Source organism: Streptomyces sp. TSRI0281, from assembly GCF_001905125.1.
Classification (GTDB): domain Bacteria; phylum Actinomycetota; class Actinomycetes; order Streptomycetales; family Streptomycetaceae; genus Streptomyces.
Window position 1 is genome coordinate 1,180,435 of sequence record NZ_LWLE01000001.1, and the last position, 15,241, is coordinate 1,195,675.

Annotated in this window: 10 protein-coding genes and 6 pseudogenes; 8 read left to right on the plus strand and 8 right to left on the minus strand. The window is 68.3% G+C overall.

Annotation, left to right across the window (positions count from 1 at the left end; genetic code table 11):
* Nucleotides 1-300: 300 nt before the first annotated feature.
* Nucleotides 301-518, minus strand: a pseudogene (locus A6A29_RS46215) (hypothetical protein); the annotation flags it as partial.
* Nucleotides 511-1,776, minus strand: coding sequence for a PP2C family protein-serine/threonine phosphatase (locus tag A6A29_RS05545; RefSeq protein WP_073718720.1), 1,266 nt, complete (start codon nucleotides 1,774-1,776; stop codon nucleotides 511-513). The pseudogene A6A29_RS46215 and the gene A6A29_RS05545, both read right to left, overlap by 8 nt.
* A gap of 964 nt (nucleotides 1,777-2,740) precedes the next feature.
* Here A6A29_RS05545 and A6A29_RS05550 point away from each other — a divergent pair.
* The gene (locus tag A6A29_RS05550) at nucleotides 2,741-3,934 is read left to right on the plus strand and encodes a PP2C family protein-serine/threonine phosphatase (RefSeq protein WP_073718721.1); all 1,194 of its coding nucleotides are present in this window, start codon (nucleotides 2,741-2,743) and stop codon (nucleotides 3,932-3,934) included.
* Nucleotides 3,935-4,699: 765 nt separating this feature from the next.
* On the opposite strand, the gene A6A29_RS05555 is transcribed toward A6A29_RS05550, so the two are convergent.
* From A6A29_RS05555 to A6A29_RS46220, 5 genes are all read right to left on the minus strand, one after another.
* The gene (locus tag A6A29_RS05555; protein WP_241838326.1) at nucleotides 4,700-4,924 is read right to left on the minus strand and encodes a ferredoxin; all 225 of its coding nucleotides are present in this window, start codon (nucleotides 4,922-4,924) and stop codon (nucleotides 4,700-4,702) included.
* A 4-nt stretch (nucleotides 4,925-4,928) separates the two neighbouring features.
* Nucleotides 4,929-6,170 carry a cytochrome P450 gene (locus A6A29_RS05560; protein ID WP_073718722.1) on the minus strand — a complete coding sequence of 414 codons (1,242 nt, stop codon included), beginning with the start codon at nucleotides 6,168-6,170 and terminating at the stop codon, nucleotides 4,929-4,931.
* A gap of 110 nt (nucleotides 6,171-6,280) precedes the next feature.
* Nucleotides 6,281-6,430 (minus strand): hypothetical protein, encoded by a 150-nt coding sequence (locus A6A29_RS45140; RefSeq protein ID WP_158074365.1) that lies wholly within the window; start codon nucleotides 6,428-6,430, stop codon nucleotides 6,281-6,283.
* Nucleotides 6,431-6,701: 271 nt separating this feature from the next.
* Entirely contained in the window at nucleotides 6,702-6,923 is a 222-nt protein-coding gene (locus A6A29_RS05570) for a hypothetical protein (RefSeq protein ID WP_143196950.1), read from the minus strand.
* Nucleotides 6,924-7,281: 358 nt separating this feature from the next.
* Nucleotides 7,282-7,428: a hypothetical protein gene (locus A6A29_RS46220; protein WP_241838327.1), complete on the minus strand. Its 147-nt coding sequence runs from the start codon at nucleotides 7,426-7,428 to the stop codon at nucleotides 7,282-7,284.
* Nucleotides 7,429-7,553: 125 nt separating this feature from the next.
* Here A6A29_RS46220 and A6A29_RS05580 point away from each other — a divergent pair.
* The 6 genes and pseudogenes from A6A29_RS05580 to A6A29_RS47925 form a co-directional block, all read left to right on the plus strand.
* A pseudogene (locus A6A29_RS05580) lies at nucleotides 7,554-9,235 on the plus strand (ISAzo13 family transposase).
* 112 nt (nucleotides 9,236-9,347) lie between these two features.
* Nucleotides 9,348-9,545 (plus strand): hypothetical protein, encoded by a 198-nt coding sequence (locus A6A29_RS45145; RefSeq protein ID WP_158074366.1) that lies wholly within the window; start codon nucleotides 9,348-9,350, stop codon nucleotides 9,543-9,545.
* A gap of 803 nt (nucleotides 9,546-10,348) precedes the next feature.
* Nucleotides 10,349-11,908, plus strand: a complete 1,560-nt coding sequence (locus tag A6A29_RS45150; RefSeq protein ID WP_073718726.1) for an RICIN domain-containing protein — start codon at nucleotides 10,349-10,351, stop codon at nucleotides 11,906-11,908.
* 333 nt (nucleotides 11,909-12,241) lie between these two features.
* Nucleotides 12,242-12,919, plus strand: a pseudogene (locus A6A29_RS46225) (tyrosine-type recombinase/integrase); the annotation flags it as partial.
* Between the two features lie 414 nt (nucleotides 12,920-13,333).
* Nucleotides 13,334-13,990: a hypothetical protein gene (locus A6A29_RS45725; RefSeq protein ID WP_198953013.1), complete on the plus strand. Its 657-nt coding sequence runs from the start codon at nucleotides 13,334-13,336 to the stop codon at nucleotides 13,988-13,990.
* A pseudogene (locus A6A29_RS47925) lies at nucleotides 13,987-14,049 on the plus strand (DNA-binding protein); the annotation flags it as partial. The gene A6A29_RS45725 and the pseudogene A6A29_RS47925, both read left to right, overlap by 4 nt.
* Before the next feature lie 3 nt (nucleotides 14,050-14,052).
* Here the strand turns inward: A6A29_RS47925 and A6A29_RS05600 are convergent.
* Nucleotides 14,053-14,924 (minus strand): annotated as a pseudogene (locus A6A29_RS05600) (ISAzo13 family transposase); the annotation flags it as partial.
* On the opposite strand from A6A29_RS05600, the pseudogene A6A29_RS05605 reads away from it, so the two are divergent.
* Nucleotides 14,912-15,217, plus strand: a pseudogene (locus tag A6A29_RS05605) (tyrosine-type recombinase/integrase); the annotation flags it as partial. The pseudogenes A6A29_RS05600 and A6A29_RS05605 overlap by 13 nt on opposite strands.
* Nucleotides 15,218-15,241 lie beyond the last annotated feature (24 nt).

Below are 15,241 nucleotides of genomic sequence, written 5' to 3' on the forward strand. Positions count from 1 at the left end.
CGAGCTTGGGGAGCTGCCCATGGGTGACGGCCGCCGCGCCAGAAAGATCATCGGGGTCCTGGGCGGTCTCCTGGTCCGGGAGGCGGGGCCGTACGGTCCGCCGGTACAGGGACCGCGCGGCATGCGCTGAAGGATTTGGGGCCGCGCTACTTCAAGGTGGGGCAGATGCTGTCGACCAGGCCGGACATGGTGTCCGAGGTCATGGTCGAGGAGTTGCAGAAGCTCCACGATCGTGTGGAGCCTTCTCCGTTCGCGGATTTCGAACCGGTGTTGGTGGCCGATCTCGGCCCTGACTGGGGTCCGAGCCACGTGGAAATGCAGATGTGCAGGCGGTTCTTCCTCACGCGCCGCACTGGTGAACACGGCGGAAGAGTCGCTCAGGCGGACCGAGTCCCCCAGGACCTCCGATACCCCCCGTTGCCTCCAGACGGTCTGGGGAGCCAGCCGACCCTGATGACAGCACCGCCGAAGACCACGGTCTTCCCGGGTATGGCCAGTTGGAACCCAACTTCAGTGATCTACAGGCTCCGGCGGCTCGGTTCGCTGTCCGGCCGTGGGGGAGGCTTCGGCGAGGTCGGCACCGTGGTTGGCGTCCCGCCGGGTGGAGTCGGTGCCGTACCAGTCCAGGCACATCACGGTGGCGTCGTCCTGCAGATGCCCGTCATGGGCACGGACGACGTGCTCGATCAGGACACGGGCGGCCTCCCGGGGGTGCAGGTCCTCAGTGCTCCCGATGAGGGCGGGCAGATCGAGGTCCGCGGCGCTGCGCTCCTGCATTCCGTCGGTGAGCATGATCAGCCGGTCTCCTGCCCGCAGGTCCAGGTGCTGGACCGTGTAGGTGTGCGGGGCCAGGAAACCGAAGGGCATGTCGATGGCCGGCGCGATCTCCTCGACTTTCCCCCCGCGCAGGCGCAGCGGCCAGGGGTGGCCGGCGTTGATGAACTCGGTTCGACCGTCGTGCAGGCTGATCCGCAGCAGTTGTCCGGTGACGTAGCGGCCGCCGCTGTGCTCGGCCACGGCCTGGTCGGCGGTCCGCGCTTGCTCGGCGAGGTCGGCTCCCTGCCTGCGGGCGCGGCGCAGTGCGCCGACGAGGAGGGTGGCCAGGAGGGCGGCGTCGACGTCGTGCCCCATGGCATCGGTGACGGACAGCTGGACGTGGTCGCGGTCTACGACGTAGTCGAAGGTGTCGCCGCCGACGAACTCGGCCGGCTCCAAAGCCCCGGCGACCGCGAACTGGGCGGCCTCGCAGGCCAGCGAGGTGGGCAGCAGCCGGTGCTGGATCTCGGCAGCCAGGCTCAGCGGGGTGGTGCGGCGGCCCCACTGGTACAGGTCGGTGAAGGGCCGGTTCGCGATGATGATGTAGGACAGGGCGTGGGCGCTCCGGCTGATTTTCAGCAGCGTGTCCGGGCCGGGACGGCGGGGCAGACACAGCTCCAGCAGCCCGAGCGCGTCCCCGCGGTTGGTGACCGGTGCGATGACCCGTGTCCAGGCACCGCCCCCTGGGGGCTCCACGTGCGGTCGCTGTGTCCGGATGACTTCCTCGTAGACGGTGCCGGAGACGGCGATCGGGTCTGCGGGACGCTCCAGGTCGATGTCGTCCGCGGTACTCAGGCGGACGACGGAGGCGCCGGTGAAGTCGGTGATCAGGAACGACACGGACCGAGCCCCGAGCTGTCTTCGCAAGGTCGCGGCTATCACGTCGACGGACTCCACCGGCGGCGCGGCCTCCGCCGCGGCCAGCGCCTCACCCAGCCCGTCCGTTCCGCTGTCCCGCATGGGAGCGCCCTTCCTGTCTTCGAGCCCGTTTCAGTACCCGTCCAGGTACGCACCCGGTGAAACGACTTCTGGCGAGCACGGAAAGGCAAGCTACCCCACTGCGGGTACGGGTTCGCATGCGGCCGAGCGAAATGCCGCCGCGGGTCCGCTCGGCGCCTGCTGCGGCTGTCGTACGCGGCAGGGCCGCTGTGCACCGCGAGCCGGCCGGCAGACGCGCGCCGCCGTAGGACGGTGCAGGTGACTCGCCCCCGCCGAGATCCGAGTCCAGGTGCCGTGCCGCCGGGGGCGCAGGCACGGCGCAGGCCCCTTGCCCGGGGAACACCTCCGGGCCGACCCGGCCTCAGGCTTCGCCGCGCGGCCTCTGTTCGCGGCGGTGGCGACGCAGGAGCCGGAACGGCTGTTGGCGGCACCCGACAGGCCACCGTCGGATTGGCTCGGGGCGCCGGGGGAGGACGATGGGGGTGTGGTCGAGGGGGGACCCACACCGGCCTGGAGACCGGTCTCGTGGTCGAGGCCCTCGCAGGGGCGGGCCGCCACGGCATCCTGACTGTCACGCGCATCCGCTGACGAACACATGCTGCGTGCGGCAGCTGCCGGTCATCCGGTGATGCTCCGGTTTGGCCACAGCCGGCACCGCTCGCCAGAAGGGCTCAGAAACAGAGGGACCGCCGCCCACCGAAAAACTCCTGTGAACGACTGGACTCTGGCCGTCCGCTGCCATGTCGGACCACTGCGAGCCCTGGCCGGGAAGGACGAACCCTTGCGACGACCCCGCAGTACGGGCCCGCGCACCACCGTCGGGTCTCGGAGTCCTGAACGCCGCCGACTCCTCCCTGGCGGCCGATCACTTCCTGCGGCTGACCTCTGGCGGCACGGTTGTGCGAACGCAGCCACCGAATTCCTCCTCAGAGGCGCTGAGGGACGTGTCAACGGGCAGAAGCAATCTTAACTTTTGGAGGCTGTGGTGGCGTGTGATCGGATTGGACTGGCTGAGGTGCTGGCGGCGGCGGAGGATGCCGCGCCGGTGGACTCGCTCGATGTCGTGGCGCGCAATCTGCGTACCCGGTTCGGCGCGCGGTACGTGTCGTTCCTGTTCGTCGATGTGGTCGGCAGGCGTCTGCTACGGGTCAACGACACCGCTGGCATCTCGCAGGAGCACCGGGCTGAGAGAGTCCCCCTTGCCGGCAGCGGCACCTACGACAAGGTTCTGCGCGCTCAGAAGCTGGTGCAGGTGGAGGAGGACGGGCAGGGGCAGCGGCTGCTCGCGCCAGTCACCAACCGCGGTGACACCATCGGTGTGCTCGAGCTGTTCCTCGACGTCGTGACCGAGAGCGTACTGGAGCAGGTCGAGGAAGCTGCGCACGCGCTGGCGTACATCATCGTCACCGACCGCCGCTTCACCGACCTTTACCACTGGGGCAACCGCACCACGCCCGTCAGCCTGGCGGCGGAGATCCAGCGCCAGCTCCTTCCCTCCGCCCCCTCCTGCGATGCAGCCGAGTTCGCCCTCGCCGGAGCCCTGGTCCCGGCCTCCGACATCGCCGGAGACACCTACGACTACAGCCTCGACAACAACGCCCTGCACCTGTCCGTCACCGATGCCATGGGCCACGACGTCAACGCCTCCCTCATCGCCACCCTCGTCGTCAACGCCTCCCGCGGCGCCCGCCGCGCCGGAACGGATCTCGCCGAACAAGCCCGCCAAATGCACCAGGCCCTCCTCAAGCACGGGCACCACACCTTCGCCACCGGCCAGCTGCTACGCATCGCCCTCGACGGAAGCCGCGCCCAGCTCGTCAACGCCGGCCACCCCGGACCGCTCCGGCTGCGCGACGGCATGGTCGAGGAACTGGTCCTGGCCGTCGACATGCCCTTCGGCTTCACCCGGCAGGGTTCCTACCAGGTACAGGACATCGACCTGCGCCCCGGTGATCGGCTCGTGCTGTACACCGACGGCATGCAGGAGCGCGAAGCGCAGAGGGTCGACCTGCCCGGTCTCCTGCTCCAGACCGCCGCAGAGCACCCGCGCGAGGTCGTCCGCACATTGGTCGCTGCGGTAGCCGACGCCTATGGTGGCCGACCGCCCAAGGACGACGCCACCGTCCTGTGCCTGGACTGGCGAGGCCCCCGCAATGAAACCCGCCGGTCGGACGCCTGAGCCCGTGGTGATCCCGGGAAGGCACGGGATCCTGCATTCGCTGCCCCCGCTCCCCTGGTACCGGAAGCCGGGCGACGTACGGGATTGCGCCGCGTAAGTCCGATCGACGTCAACAGATCCGTGGAAAACCCCCTCTGAGTCCCTGGTCAGACTGCACGACGCGCACTACAGGCAGTACGGCATGATGCTGCACCAAACCCCTATGTACGCCTCTGGGTCACCGGCGGCCCTTGAGTGTGCAAGCGAGCCGTATGCGGAAGCGTGTGGTCCAAAACCGACCTTCACATCGGTCACGGATCTTCTTCCGGAGCGCTGGACCATCTTCTTGCGGTTGCCGTACTGCTGACCGGGCAGGCCAGCGTGTACGCACCCTTCACGGTGGCGCACAGCGTCATCGAGATGTCCGCGCAGACTTGGTACCGCCTTGAGCCTGGCATCGGAGCCGAGGAACGAACCCTTCGCCACGTGAACAGTCGGCTGCGGAGCCGACGGGAGCAGGCGCGGTCGGTCGGTACGGACGAGAGCCCGGAAGCATGCACGCACCAGGATCATGCGCGCCGCCGCATGGACGAGATCGTGACCTTCCGCCGGCGCCGCGCGCGGCTGATCCCCGGGGGGTTGCGGCATTCGACGGCCGTGGGGTTCCGGCGTCCGAGGCCGCGTGGAAGCGTGGCGGACGGGTCCGTGCACGTGAGAGCCCCCCACCGGACCACGGTATTCACGGTGTCCGGTGTGGGGCTCTCGGTCCGGGAAATGCCACGGTCGCTACGAGTCCGGGGAGGTGAGGGCGATGGCGCCGGCGGGGCAGAGGCCGACGGCCATCCGGGCGGCGGCGCGGTGCTCGGGTGCCGGTGCGGGCTGAAGGAGTATCACCAGGCCTTCCTCCTCGTCCTGGTCGAAGACTGCGGGAGCCGTCAGGGCGCACATGCCGGCACCCGCGCAGCGCTCACGGTCGACGCCGAGACGCAGCGGCGCTTGCGGGTCGCTCACGGCGTTATTCCTTGTCCCAGGTGACGGGCAGGCTGACCACGCCGTAGATGTTGGAGCGCTCACGCAGCGGCACCTCCTGCGGTGGCACCGCGAGGCGCAGGGTGGGGAAACGGGCGAGTAGCGCCGGGAACGCAACGGCCATCTCGACGCGGGCGAGCTGCTGGCCCAGGCACTGGTGGGCGCCGTGGCCGAAGGCCAGGTGCCCGGTGGCCTTGCGGTGGATGTCGAGCCGGTCGGGGTCGGGGAACCGGCGTGGGTCCCGGTTGACGGCCTGGACGGAAATGGTCACCGTCTCGCCCGCCCTGATGAGCGTGCCCTCCACCTCGACATCCTCGAGCGCCGACCGAAGCAGAGGGTCGGCCACGCTGAGGTAGCGCAGCAGCTCCTCGACGGCCTGCTCGGCAAGGCCCGGGTCGGCGCGCAGGGCGTCCAGTTGGTCGGGGTTGCTGAGCAGGGCGAAGGTGCCGAGGCCGAGCATGTTCGCGGTGGTGTCGAGTCCGGCGGCGAGCAGCAGCCCGCCGACTCCGGCCAGTTCCTCGTCGGTGAGGTCGGAAGTGGTCAGATCACTGAGCAGATCGTCGGTGGGCTCGGCGCGCTTGGCGAGGACGAGTTCGCCCAGGTACTGGACCAGCGCCATATAAGCCTCGCCCGTCGCCTCCGCATCCGCCGTCTGGTCGAAGAGGGTCGCCACGTGGCGCTGGAATCGCTTCCGGTCGGTGTACGGAACGCCGAGCAGCTCGCAGATCATGAGCGCGGGCACGGGTTGCGCGAACGCCTCCACCAGGTCGGCCGTGGGTCCGGCCTGTTCCATGGCATCCAGGCATTCCCCGGTGAACTGCTCCACGCGTTCCGTGAGTTGCCGCATCCTGCGGACGGTGAACTTGCCGGTGAGCAGGCGCCGGTAGCGGGTGTGCTCGGGGGCGTCGAGGCCGATGATGTCGCCGACCGGTGCCGGTGGTAAATCCCCTGACACGCCCTCCATCGGCATCGGCAGATGCAGGAGTTCGTAGCGTGAGCTGAAGAGGGGGTCGGCCAGGATCGCGCGGGCCGTGGCGTGGCCGGTGACCAGCCGCCCCACGTGTCCGTCGGCGTAGCGCATGCGGCGCATCGGCTCGTCGCTCAGGGCGGTGAGTTCCTCCGGCGGGTCGAAGGGGCAGCCGGTGTGCCGGTCGGTGGGCAGGGTGGGCGGATCATCGACGTTGATGTCATCGGTGGTGGCGCCGGCGGACGTCGGGTCGTGCGACATGGGGTCCTCCTGTGATCGTGGGGCGGGGTGTGGCTGGTGCGAATCGGTGAAGTGGTTCGAGGCAAGCGGTGGTTACCGCTTCGGTCCGGTACTGAAGGTGCGGTACGCCCTTACGTGACCGACCGGGAGAGCGCCTCGCGCCAGGCGAGGTCGCTGGCGGCGCCGGAGCCGATCTCGGTGCCGAGCCACGGTCCGAGCAGGGTCTCGATGAGCGGAGTGAAGAGCGGGTACTCGGCGAAGGAGCGGAGGTCGGTGGGCATGGACTCCGTCGGCACGATGACGCTGCCGACGGCGGCGCTCCGCGCCGCCAAGGGGGGTGGACACGGTCCGCACAGCCGGGTATTGACCAACAGGCGCTCCGCCGCGGCGTTCTCGGCGCGGGCCTTGAGGCGAGTGGGGGGCGGAAGCCGATCTGCGACAGGGCGCTGTCGTCGGCGTCCGCGAGCGGCGGGGGCGGTGCGGGTGTGGGTGGTATGGCGGAGGCCGTGACCGACACCCGCTTCTTCCGGAACGGTGCGGGTGCGGGCGGCGTCACCACGAACGAGGGAGCGAGCCGCGCAGCCGTACCTCGACGGAGATCGGTGCCGGCTTCCGTGTGTCCTCGCCCATGGCGGCGGACAGCGCGTTGAGCAGGGTGGCGGACTTCGGAGGGGCGGTGAGTCGCACAGGCAGGGTGCGGGCTTCGTCAACGCCGACGTCCGCCGCGACGGCCAACTGGCGTCGGAGGATGCCGACACGGGATGTGAGGTTCATGGCGTCATCGTGGCACACGATCGACGCCATGGCGAGCCAAGTTGGCATTTCGTTGTTGATCAACGCTCTGGCCTGCAATGTCCTGCTGGATATCGTGTGATGACATACCGTTTTAGTGGAGGAAGGCCCATCGGCGACGTGGTGGCGCTGCCATGGTGGCACCATTGGGGTGGCGGGCTCGGTTTCGTCGGGTGCCCACTGTTGTCGGTGGGTTGAGGCAGGCGCTGGCGGTCATCGGTATCGGCACGTATCCGGCGACCGCGACGTGCGCGGCCCACATCCGGTTCGGGGTCAGCGCGACCCTCGGCACCACAGGATGCCGCAGTCCTTCGGGGAGGCGGGGGTGCCAGTGCACGAGTCATTCGTAGAGGAGATCCTGGAGCTGGCCGACGCTGCAGGAGGCTTCGTGTTCGGCGTCTTTGCTGCGGTGGGTGACATCGGAGCCGGTGTAGCCGGGCAGGTGCTGGCAGAACAGGCCGTTGATCGACCCGAAGATGTGCTCCACGAGGCCCTTCGCTGTCGGTGCGAACGGCGGAGCGGGCTGGACACGGGCCTTGACCGAAGGCCGGGTAGTTAGGGCCCGTAAAGAATCAACACGTTGCTTCACGGCCTCCCTGTCGTTGGTGTGGTATGCGCATACCGAGCGAGGCTCGTGGCCAACTTGCTCTGAGATTCGGGGTGTTGCTCCCTCATCTGAATGAGCGGCAGCAGCGGCTGGCGCCGGCCACCGAGGCCTGGCTGCTGGGGCAAGGCGGGGTCCGGGCCGTCGCGTGTGCCGCAGGGGTGAGCGAGACGACGGTGCGGAAGGGGGGGGCTTCGAGCTGTAGGGCGGTGAGAACCCACTGCACGACGGCCGGGTCCGCCGGGACGGCGGCGGCCGCAAGAGCGCCGAGGAGATGGACCAGCTACTCGTTCCGGCGTTGCTGGCGTTGCTGGCGCCGGATCAGCGGGGCGATCCGATGTCGCCGCTGTGGTGGACGACCAAGTCGCTGCGGCGTCTGGCCGGGGAGCTGACGCGGAAGGGCCATGCCGCTTGCGGCGCCGACCGTGGGCCGGCTGCCGCGGGAGAACGGTTTCAGTCTGCAGGCCAACGCGAAGACCCGTGAGGGCACCCAGCACCCCGACCGAGACGCGCAGTTCCGGTACATCAACGACCAGGCCAAGGACCATCGGACGGGCGGGCGAGCCGGTGGTCAGCGTGGACACGAAAAAGAAGGAGGTCGTCGGCCAGTTCAAGAACGCGGGCCTCGAATGGCGGCCCAAAGGCCGGCCGGGGCAGGTCAGCACCCATGATTTCCCCGATCAGGAGCTCGACCGGGCCGCCCCCTACGGGATCTACGACGTCACCGCGAACACCGGCTGGGTCAGCGTCGGATGCGACCATGCCACTGCAGCCTTCGCGGTCGAGTCGATCCGCCGCTGGTGGAACGGGCAGGGACGCCTCGACTACCCCGGCGCCACCCGGCTGCTGATCACCGCCGACGCGGGCGGCTCCAACGGCTACCGCACCCGGTTCTGGAAGACTCAACTGGCCGCCTACGCCGCCGAGACCGGCCTAACCGTCACCGTCTGTCACATGCCTCCGGGCACATCGAAATGGAACCGGATCGAGCACCGGCTGTTCTCCGCGATCACGATGAACTGGCGAGGCCGCCCGCTGAGCAACTACGAGGTCATCGTGGAGAGCATCGCCGCGACCACCACACGCACCGGGTTCACCGTCCATGCCGAACTGGACCCCGGCCGCTACCCCACCGGCGTGAAGGTCAGCGACGCCGAGATGAACGCGGTGCCCCTGACCGGCCACGCCTTCCACGGGGAGTGGAACTACACAGTGCACCCCCAGCCCACCGAGCCGGCGAACCCCGGTGCACCGGCCGTCGGCATCGACCGTCAGGCCCTGGAGCACCCCGACCTGACCGGAATGACCAGCACTGAACTGGCCGAACTGACCGTGGCCCTCACCACTCCCTGGCAGACACTGCAGCACAGACCGCACCACCCGACGCGACGGCGGCACCCGGCGCCGGGCCCCGGGCGGCGGCCGCAAAGCCAAACTCGACCTGGCCGACCGCGTCCTGGCCACCGTGCTGCACCAGCACCTCGCCCTGCCGCCCGCCGTGCTCGCCCGCCTGTTCACCGTCAGCAAGGGCACCATCCGCGATGCCACCGGCGAGATCAGACAGCTGATGGAACAGTACGGACACACCCCCGGCACCGCGGCGGCACACCTGAGCACCCTCACCGGCCTCCGCGTCTACGCCAGCGCACGCGGCGCCACCCTCACACCACAGGCAAAACCCACACCTTGATTCTTTACGGGCCCTAAAAGAGCGTTTTGTTCCGCCAGGGGTGTTTGGTAAGGCAGGGGTTCAAGCAGGTCGCGACCGCTTGCGTAGGCGGCCCGCGGGGTTCAATGCAGGTATGGAGAACGCTCTGTGGGACCGACTGTCGGTGGAAGTGCGCCGGGAGGTGGACGGCCTCGTTTCGGCCGGGTGGAACGTGCAAGCCATTGCCCTGATGCGTGAGCATGCCGCTCTGCCAACGCCGCATCTGCATGCGTGCGTTGATGTGGTGGACCAACGATTCAGCGTATTGCGGCACAGGCGGACGATTTCGTGACAATGCCTCGCGTGGTGGTTACGCGTCGCGCCAGTTCGCGGCCGACCCAACCGACTGGCTGATGCGGCATCGCCGTCTGGTACGGGACTACGAAGCCCTGCCACAGAGATCCCGGACAATGATCCATTTGGCCATGGCTAACAAAATGAGCCGCGAGCTGACGGGAGAATCTGCGCCAACCTGGCGAATCGAAACGGACATGAGTGTCACACCAGCATGAACATAGATCAGATGCCCGGTTGCGCCGGGCCTCCTCTGCGCGCTCTCCGGTCGCGATGCCGTCCGTCCCCGTCGTCTGGGGGAGCCCTCCCGTCGGCCGCATCTGCCAAAGGTGGCGGTGCGAAGTTGGGGCGGCCGGGAAGGCTTCCAGCCCATTCGGTGTGGCGAGGCAGCACGAGGGCGCACAGGCTAGGCGCGGGGCGCACAGCAGGGCAGGGCCGGGCTTCCGTGCACTCAACAGCCTTTTCAGCAGGTTGAGTTCATCTTCCCAAGGCCGCCGGGCACTGGCGGTGCAGCGGCGAAGCTGGACGAGGGCGTTGCGGCGGCAGAGGGGCGCGCGGCCGACCTGAGCAGGCGCCGGGCGTACACGTAAAATCTCTGCCAGGCGTACACGTAAGTTTCACAACTGCTGGCTGTGATTCTGTGCGCCCCTGGTGGGCGGCGCGGCGCTGAACCGACGATGGCTCACGGTTCAGACCGCCCGTACCTGGCGGCGTCTCAAGGGCCGGGCCGGGGAACATCCGGCCTTCCCCCGCGCCGGGTCCGCCGGTCGGCGGACCCGGGCGCTCTCCGAAAGGACGTCCATGTTACACAGACCCACAGCACTGCTCCGCCTGCTGGTGCCGGCGGTGCTCGCCGGCGGCTTCATCGTGCCGCTCTCGGCAGGCGTCGCCGCCGCCGCGCAGCCGATCTGCGTGAGCGGCGCCCTACAGTTCGACTACCAGTCCGCCGAGGCTGGCACCGCGAAGCCGACTCTGACCCGGGCCGCCCGCAACGCCTCGGTCGAGCTCTGGGGCCGGGAGCAGGCAACCGACACCGACCACAAGCTGAACACCGACACCCAGCTGACCGGTGCGGCCAACGGCTCGTTCAACCTCTGCTACACCCCGGTCAACACCACCGCCATGGATCACCTGTTCGTGCGGTTCGCCACCCGCAACAACCAGGTGTGGCGGGTCGCCAACTCCACCGGCACGGTCTACGCCCACGACACGCCGACACTGTCGAACGTATCGGCGAACGTCGCTCTCGGCACCGTCAAACCGACCACCGCGACCCGCGCCTGGCACGCTTTCGACACCGTCAACTCGCTGTGGTCGCGCCGGGCCAACTCGACCACCCCGTGCTGGACGACCGCCGAGACCAACGCCGCGACCTGCACCACACTGACGTTGCGCTGGCAGACCGGTTCCAGCGACGGCCCGTACTACGACCTGTCGAACACCGTCCACCTGGCCGACGCGGACCCGGACTCCGAGCACACCGTGCTGCACGAAGCGGGCCACTTCTTCCAGCACCGGCTCTACAACGGGACCTTCCCTGCCGTCACCAACTGCAACCCGCACTACATCTGGGCAGTGTCGTCCGCCACCTGTGCCTGGACCGAGGGCTTCGCCGACTCGGTGGCCGCCTACCTGCTGGGCGACCAGCGCTACGTGTTCCCGGACGGCTCGTCCTACCCGTTCACCCCTGCCGCGGGCTGGCAGACCGGCGACCAGGTGCAGGGCAACGTGGACGGCGCGCTGCTCCAGCTGTGGAACCAGGTGGACGGCAGCTGGGACCGCACCATCACCACTCTGGCCTCGCACACGCCCGGGACCTTCGCCGACTGGTTCAAGAACGTCCGTCCGACGGCCGTGCCGCCGCTGTCCACCACGGGCTCGGCGCTGACCGCGCTGGAGACGTACGCCATCAACTACGGCCCCACGGTCGTCGGTGACAACGCCTACCACGCGCTCAGCAACGGCGGCGGCGTCGCCCTCCAGCGCGGCGGGACCTGCAGCGTCACCATCTCCACGGTGGCCCAATTCGCCGCCCTGGACACCTCCCGGGCCTCCCAGCGCTGGAAGTTCACCTCCAACGGCGACGGCACCGTGCGGATCTACGACAGCTGCCCGATCCCGCTCTACCTGACCGCACCGACCACCGCCGGCGGCCAGATCGCACTCCAGGCCGTCAACCTCGGTGCCGCCAACCAGCGCTGGCAGGTGACACAGAACTCCGCCGGCACCTACACCCTGACCAACCCGGCCACCGGCTTCGTCCTCGACGGCAACGCGACCGCGGGCCAAGCTGTCACCGCCAACACCGCCTCCGCCGGCTCGGCCAGCCAGAAGTGGGCGTCGGTCTTCTCCATCTCCTGACACCGGCCAAACCCCAGCCCTGATGGCCCCCGAACCGCAGGCTCAGGCTTCAAGTCCCTGACAGCCCACCGCAGTCAAGAAGCCGCTGCTCGACCATGATGATCGCGAGACCGACCGCGAACGTCTGGCCGGGCGATCTTCCATCGGGCAGGCAGGAAGGCGGGTCTCCTGCACACCTCCTGGGCGTCGAGTCTCACGGGCGCTCGGTGGGCGGACCACGGCTCGGACGCACCCGTCCCCGTGGTCCGCCCGCCCTTCGCATAGCCACCAAGGCCCAGTCACCTCATTGTGTTAGCCGCTATAAGGGACTGGGCTTTTGTCCTTCCGGGGCCGGGCGAGTTTGAGGAGAACCCCATCAAAGGGGTGTGCCCTGGACGATGCCGCCGAAGGTGGCCGAGGTGGAACTTCGGGTCGTCGCCAACCCGAGGCAGGACGCGAACCTCCTGGGAGCCGTCTCATATGTCGGCAGCTATCGCAGGGCGCGTGGCAGGCGGTTGGTCGGCATGTTTGCCGGAATGTACTACGGCGGACTGCGCCCGCCGGGGGCCGTCGCCGTGACGCTTCAGGACTGCGATCTCCCCAAGGAGGGCTGGGGGATGGCGAACCTGCACCGGACCGGACCGGCGGCCGGCAAGAAGTGGACCAAGACCGGCGAGGTCCATGACGACCGCGGCCCGAAGAACCGCGACCCGGCAGAAGGCCGGCCAACCCCTCTGTCCCCCAGCTCGTGGCCATCTGGCGTGGCAGCATCGAAACGTTCGGGACGGCCGACGACGGCAGGCCGTTCTTCAACGAACGCGGGGGCCTGGTCGGTGCCTCCACCTACTCACGGGTTTGGAGCGAAGCGCGCGAACTCGGACTCCCACTGGAACTTGTCAAGAGCCCGCTGCGGATCGGCCTTATGACCTACGCCACTCGGCGCTGTCCATGTGGCTGAACGCTGGAGTGGACCCGACCGAGGTCGCCGCACGCGCTGGCAACACCGTGGAAGTTCTGCTGTCGCGCTTTGCTGGGGAGCTGTGAAGGCTCCGAATCTGATTCGGCCGGTCGCGACCCCGGCCGAACCTTCTTCAAGCAGCCCATTGGTGTTGGCGGCAATCTGAGAATGTGTCTTCCTTTAAGGTAGTTAGCTGACGGCAGAGCAATTCGGGGCTGATTGGACTGGATTTTCTTGCCAGGGGCATGTCGGCCTTGATCTCGTCGGTACGAGAGCCTGTTGATGTGTCACGGGAAGCCTCGCTGACTATTTTCGTCCGCTGGCTTCTATGGCCTCCGGCCTACCGAAACTCCTCGATCTCTTGCGGCCCCCGGGTCTGTCTCCGTGGCCCGCTTGCAAACGGTATGCCGACCCTGGCCTCGACTTGTACCACGTAATCCCCGGCTCGTGAAACCGGGGATATTTCGGAGCCTTGCAGATGTCCTTCGGTGGAGATGCTGAAGGACGCCTTGTTCCGCTGTAAGCACATCCCAGCAAGAGGAGTCTTCCCTCTGACTGCCGTTGTTGATGAAAGGTTCCTGCCCTCGGATCGGCAGCGAGACGACCTGCCGGATTGGCTCGGCCAATGTCTGCGAAACGGCCACGCACTTCGTGCCTTCCTGTCGTCCATCGCCCTGGCGGCACTGAGACCGCAGGAAGCCGTGGCCCTGCAGCTGCGTGACGTGCATCTGCCCGACGAAGGCCCGGGCGAGCTGGTGATTCGTCCTCGCTGTCCCGGGAAGGGGGACGAGGCGGTGGAGGGTGCGGGTGTGGTGCGGCTCGTCCCGGCAAGCCCGGAGCTCGTGGTGATTCTGAGGGCGGATGTCACCCGGCGTTGCCTTGGTCCTGAAGAACTGATGTTCACCCGCGATGACGGTCGGCCGCTGCCCGGTGCCGTCTACCGCAGGGCATGGCATCGGGCGCGGAAAGCCGTCCTGGAAGCGCGTGGATTCGACGACATGTTTTCAGCAACGGCTGTGGGCGGGAGGCTTTCTCCGGTTGCCCGCCCGCAGCCCCATGCTTCACTCACACAGGACTTTTCATGCCCGCACGCCCACTTCCTGTTCCCTCCGCCGTACTCGGCGCTGTCGGAGCAGTTTTCCTGAATGTCAAAGACGCGGCCGAATACCTCGGCCTTTCGCCACACACCCTCCACGTCTGGCGGCACCGGCGGCAGGTGGCGCACGGTGATCTGCAGGCCGGTCTCGGCGGCCAGGACGGCCAGTTCCGCTTTCCAGGCGGGGGTGCGGTAGCCGTTGGAACCGCCCGGGTCCGCAGTGACCAGCAGTCGTTGGGCGTGCGGCTAATCGCCCTGTCCGCGTGAGTTCCACCAGCGGCGGATCGAGGCGACCGCGAAGGCGGCGGTGTCGTGGTCGGTGCCGACGTTGACCCAGCCGGTGTCGGCTGCGATGTCGTAGATCCCGTACGGAATCGCCTTGCCAGGACCTTGCCGGTCCAGGAAGTCATGCGTCTTGACCTGCACGGGCTGACCGACCGGGTGCCACGCGCGCCCAGTGTTTGTCGCCGACCAGTTCCTTCTTCTTGGTGTCCACGCGGACGACCGGGTCTCCGACGTCGATGTGGTCCTGGGCCTGCTCGTTGAGATAACGGAACTGGGCATCCCAGTCTGGGTGCTGGGCGCCTTCGATGGTTCTGACGTTGGCCTGCAGGCTGAAGCCCTCCTCCCGCAGCAGGTCACCGACCGTGTCGGCGCTGACCTTGTGGCCCTGACGGGTCAGCTCGCCGGCGAGATTCCTGGTCGACTTCGTCGTCCAGCGCAGCGGCGACATCGGATCCCCGCGCATGTCCGGATCCACCAGGGCAAGCAGCGCAGGCCGCAGTCCCGAGTCCAGGTCAGCGGCCTTCTTCCGTCCGCCGCTGGGCCCGACGGACTCGGCCCAGCGGCTCTGCTCCCGCCTCCAGCTCGTCCACGCCCTTGCGGACCGTGGTCTCGCTGACGCCGGCGGCCCGCGCGACGGCGCGGATCCCGCCGTGGCCCAGGACGCGGGCCTCAACTCCCATCAGCAGCCGTAAACACATGGAACACCTACACGTGGAAGCCGGCGCTGGCCAAGGCCGGTGTCATCGCGCCGCATCCCGAAGGGGCGCAAGCGTGGCAGTGGGAGGCGGCGCCACGGGATGGCTTCCATGTACTCCGGCACACCTACGCCTCGATCATGCTGGAGGCGGGGGAGTCCGTGGTGACCCTGGCGCGATGGCTCGGACACTCCTCGCCGACTGTCACGCTGAGCTACTACGCTCACTTCATGCCGGAGGCCGGGGCGAAGGGGCGGACCGTCATCGACGGATTCCTGGGGAGTCGGAGGGAGTGACGTGCCGGTGGAAACTCCCCAGAT

What these genes read in the sequence shown, in the direction of transcription:
- A6A29_RS05545 (WP_073718720.1), bottom strand. Translation starts at nt 1,776, where the DNA reads ATGCGGGACAGCGGAACGGACGGGCTGGGTGAGGCGCTGGCCGCGGCG.
- A6A29_RS05560 (WP_073718722.1), bottom strand. Translation starts at nt 6,170, where the DNA reads ATGTCGCACGACCCGACGTCCGCCGGCGCCACCACCGATGACATCAAC.
- A6A29_RS45140 (WP_158074365.1), bottom strand. Translation starts at nt 6,430, where the DNA reads ATGCCCACCGACCTCCGCTCCTTCGCCGAGTACCCGCTCTTCACTCCG.
- A6A29_RS05570 (WP_143196950.1), bottom strand. Translation starts at nt 6,923, where the DNA reads ATGAACCTCACATCCCGTGTCGGCATCCTCCGACGCCAGTTGGCCGTC.
- A6A29_RS45145 (WP_158074366.1), top strand. Translation starts at nt 9,348, where the DNA reads ATGGAGAACGCTCTGTGGGACCGACTGTCGGTGGAAGTGCGCCGGGAG.
- A6A29_RS45150 (WP_073718726.1), top strand. Translation starts at nt 10,349, where the DNA reads ATGTTACACAGACCCACAGCACTGCTCCGCCTGCTGGTGCCGGCGGTG.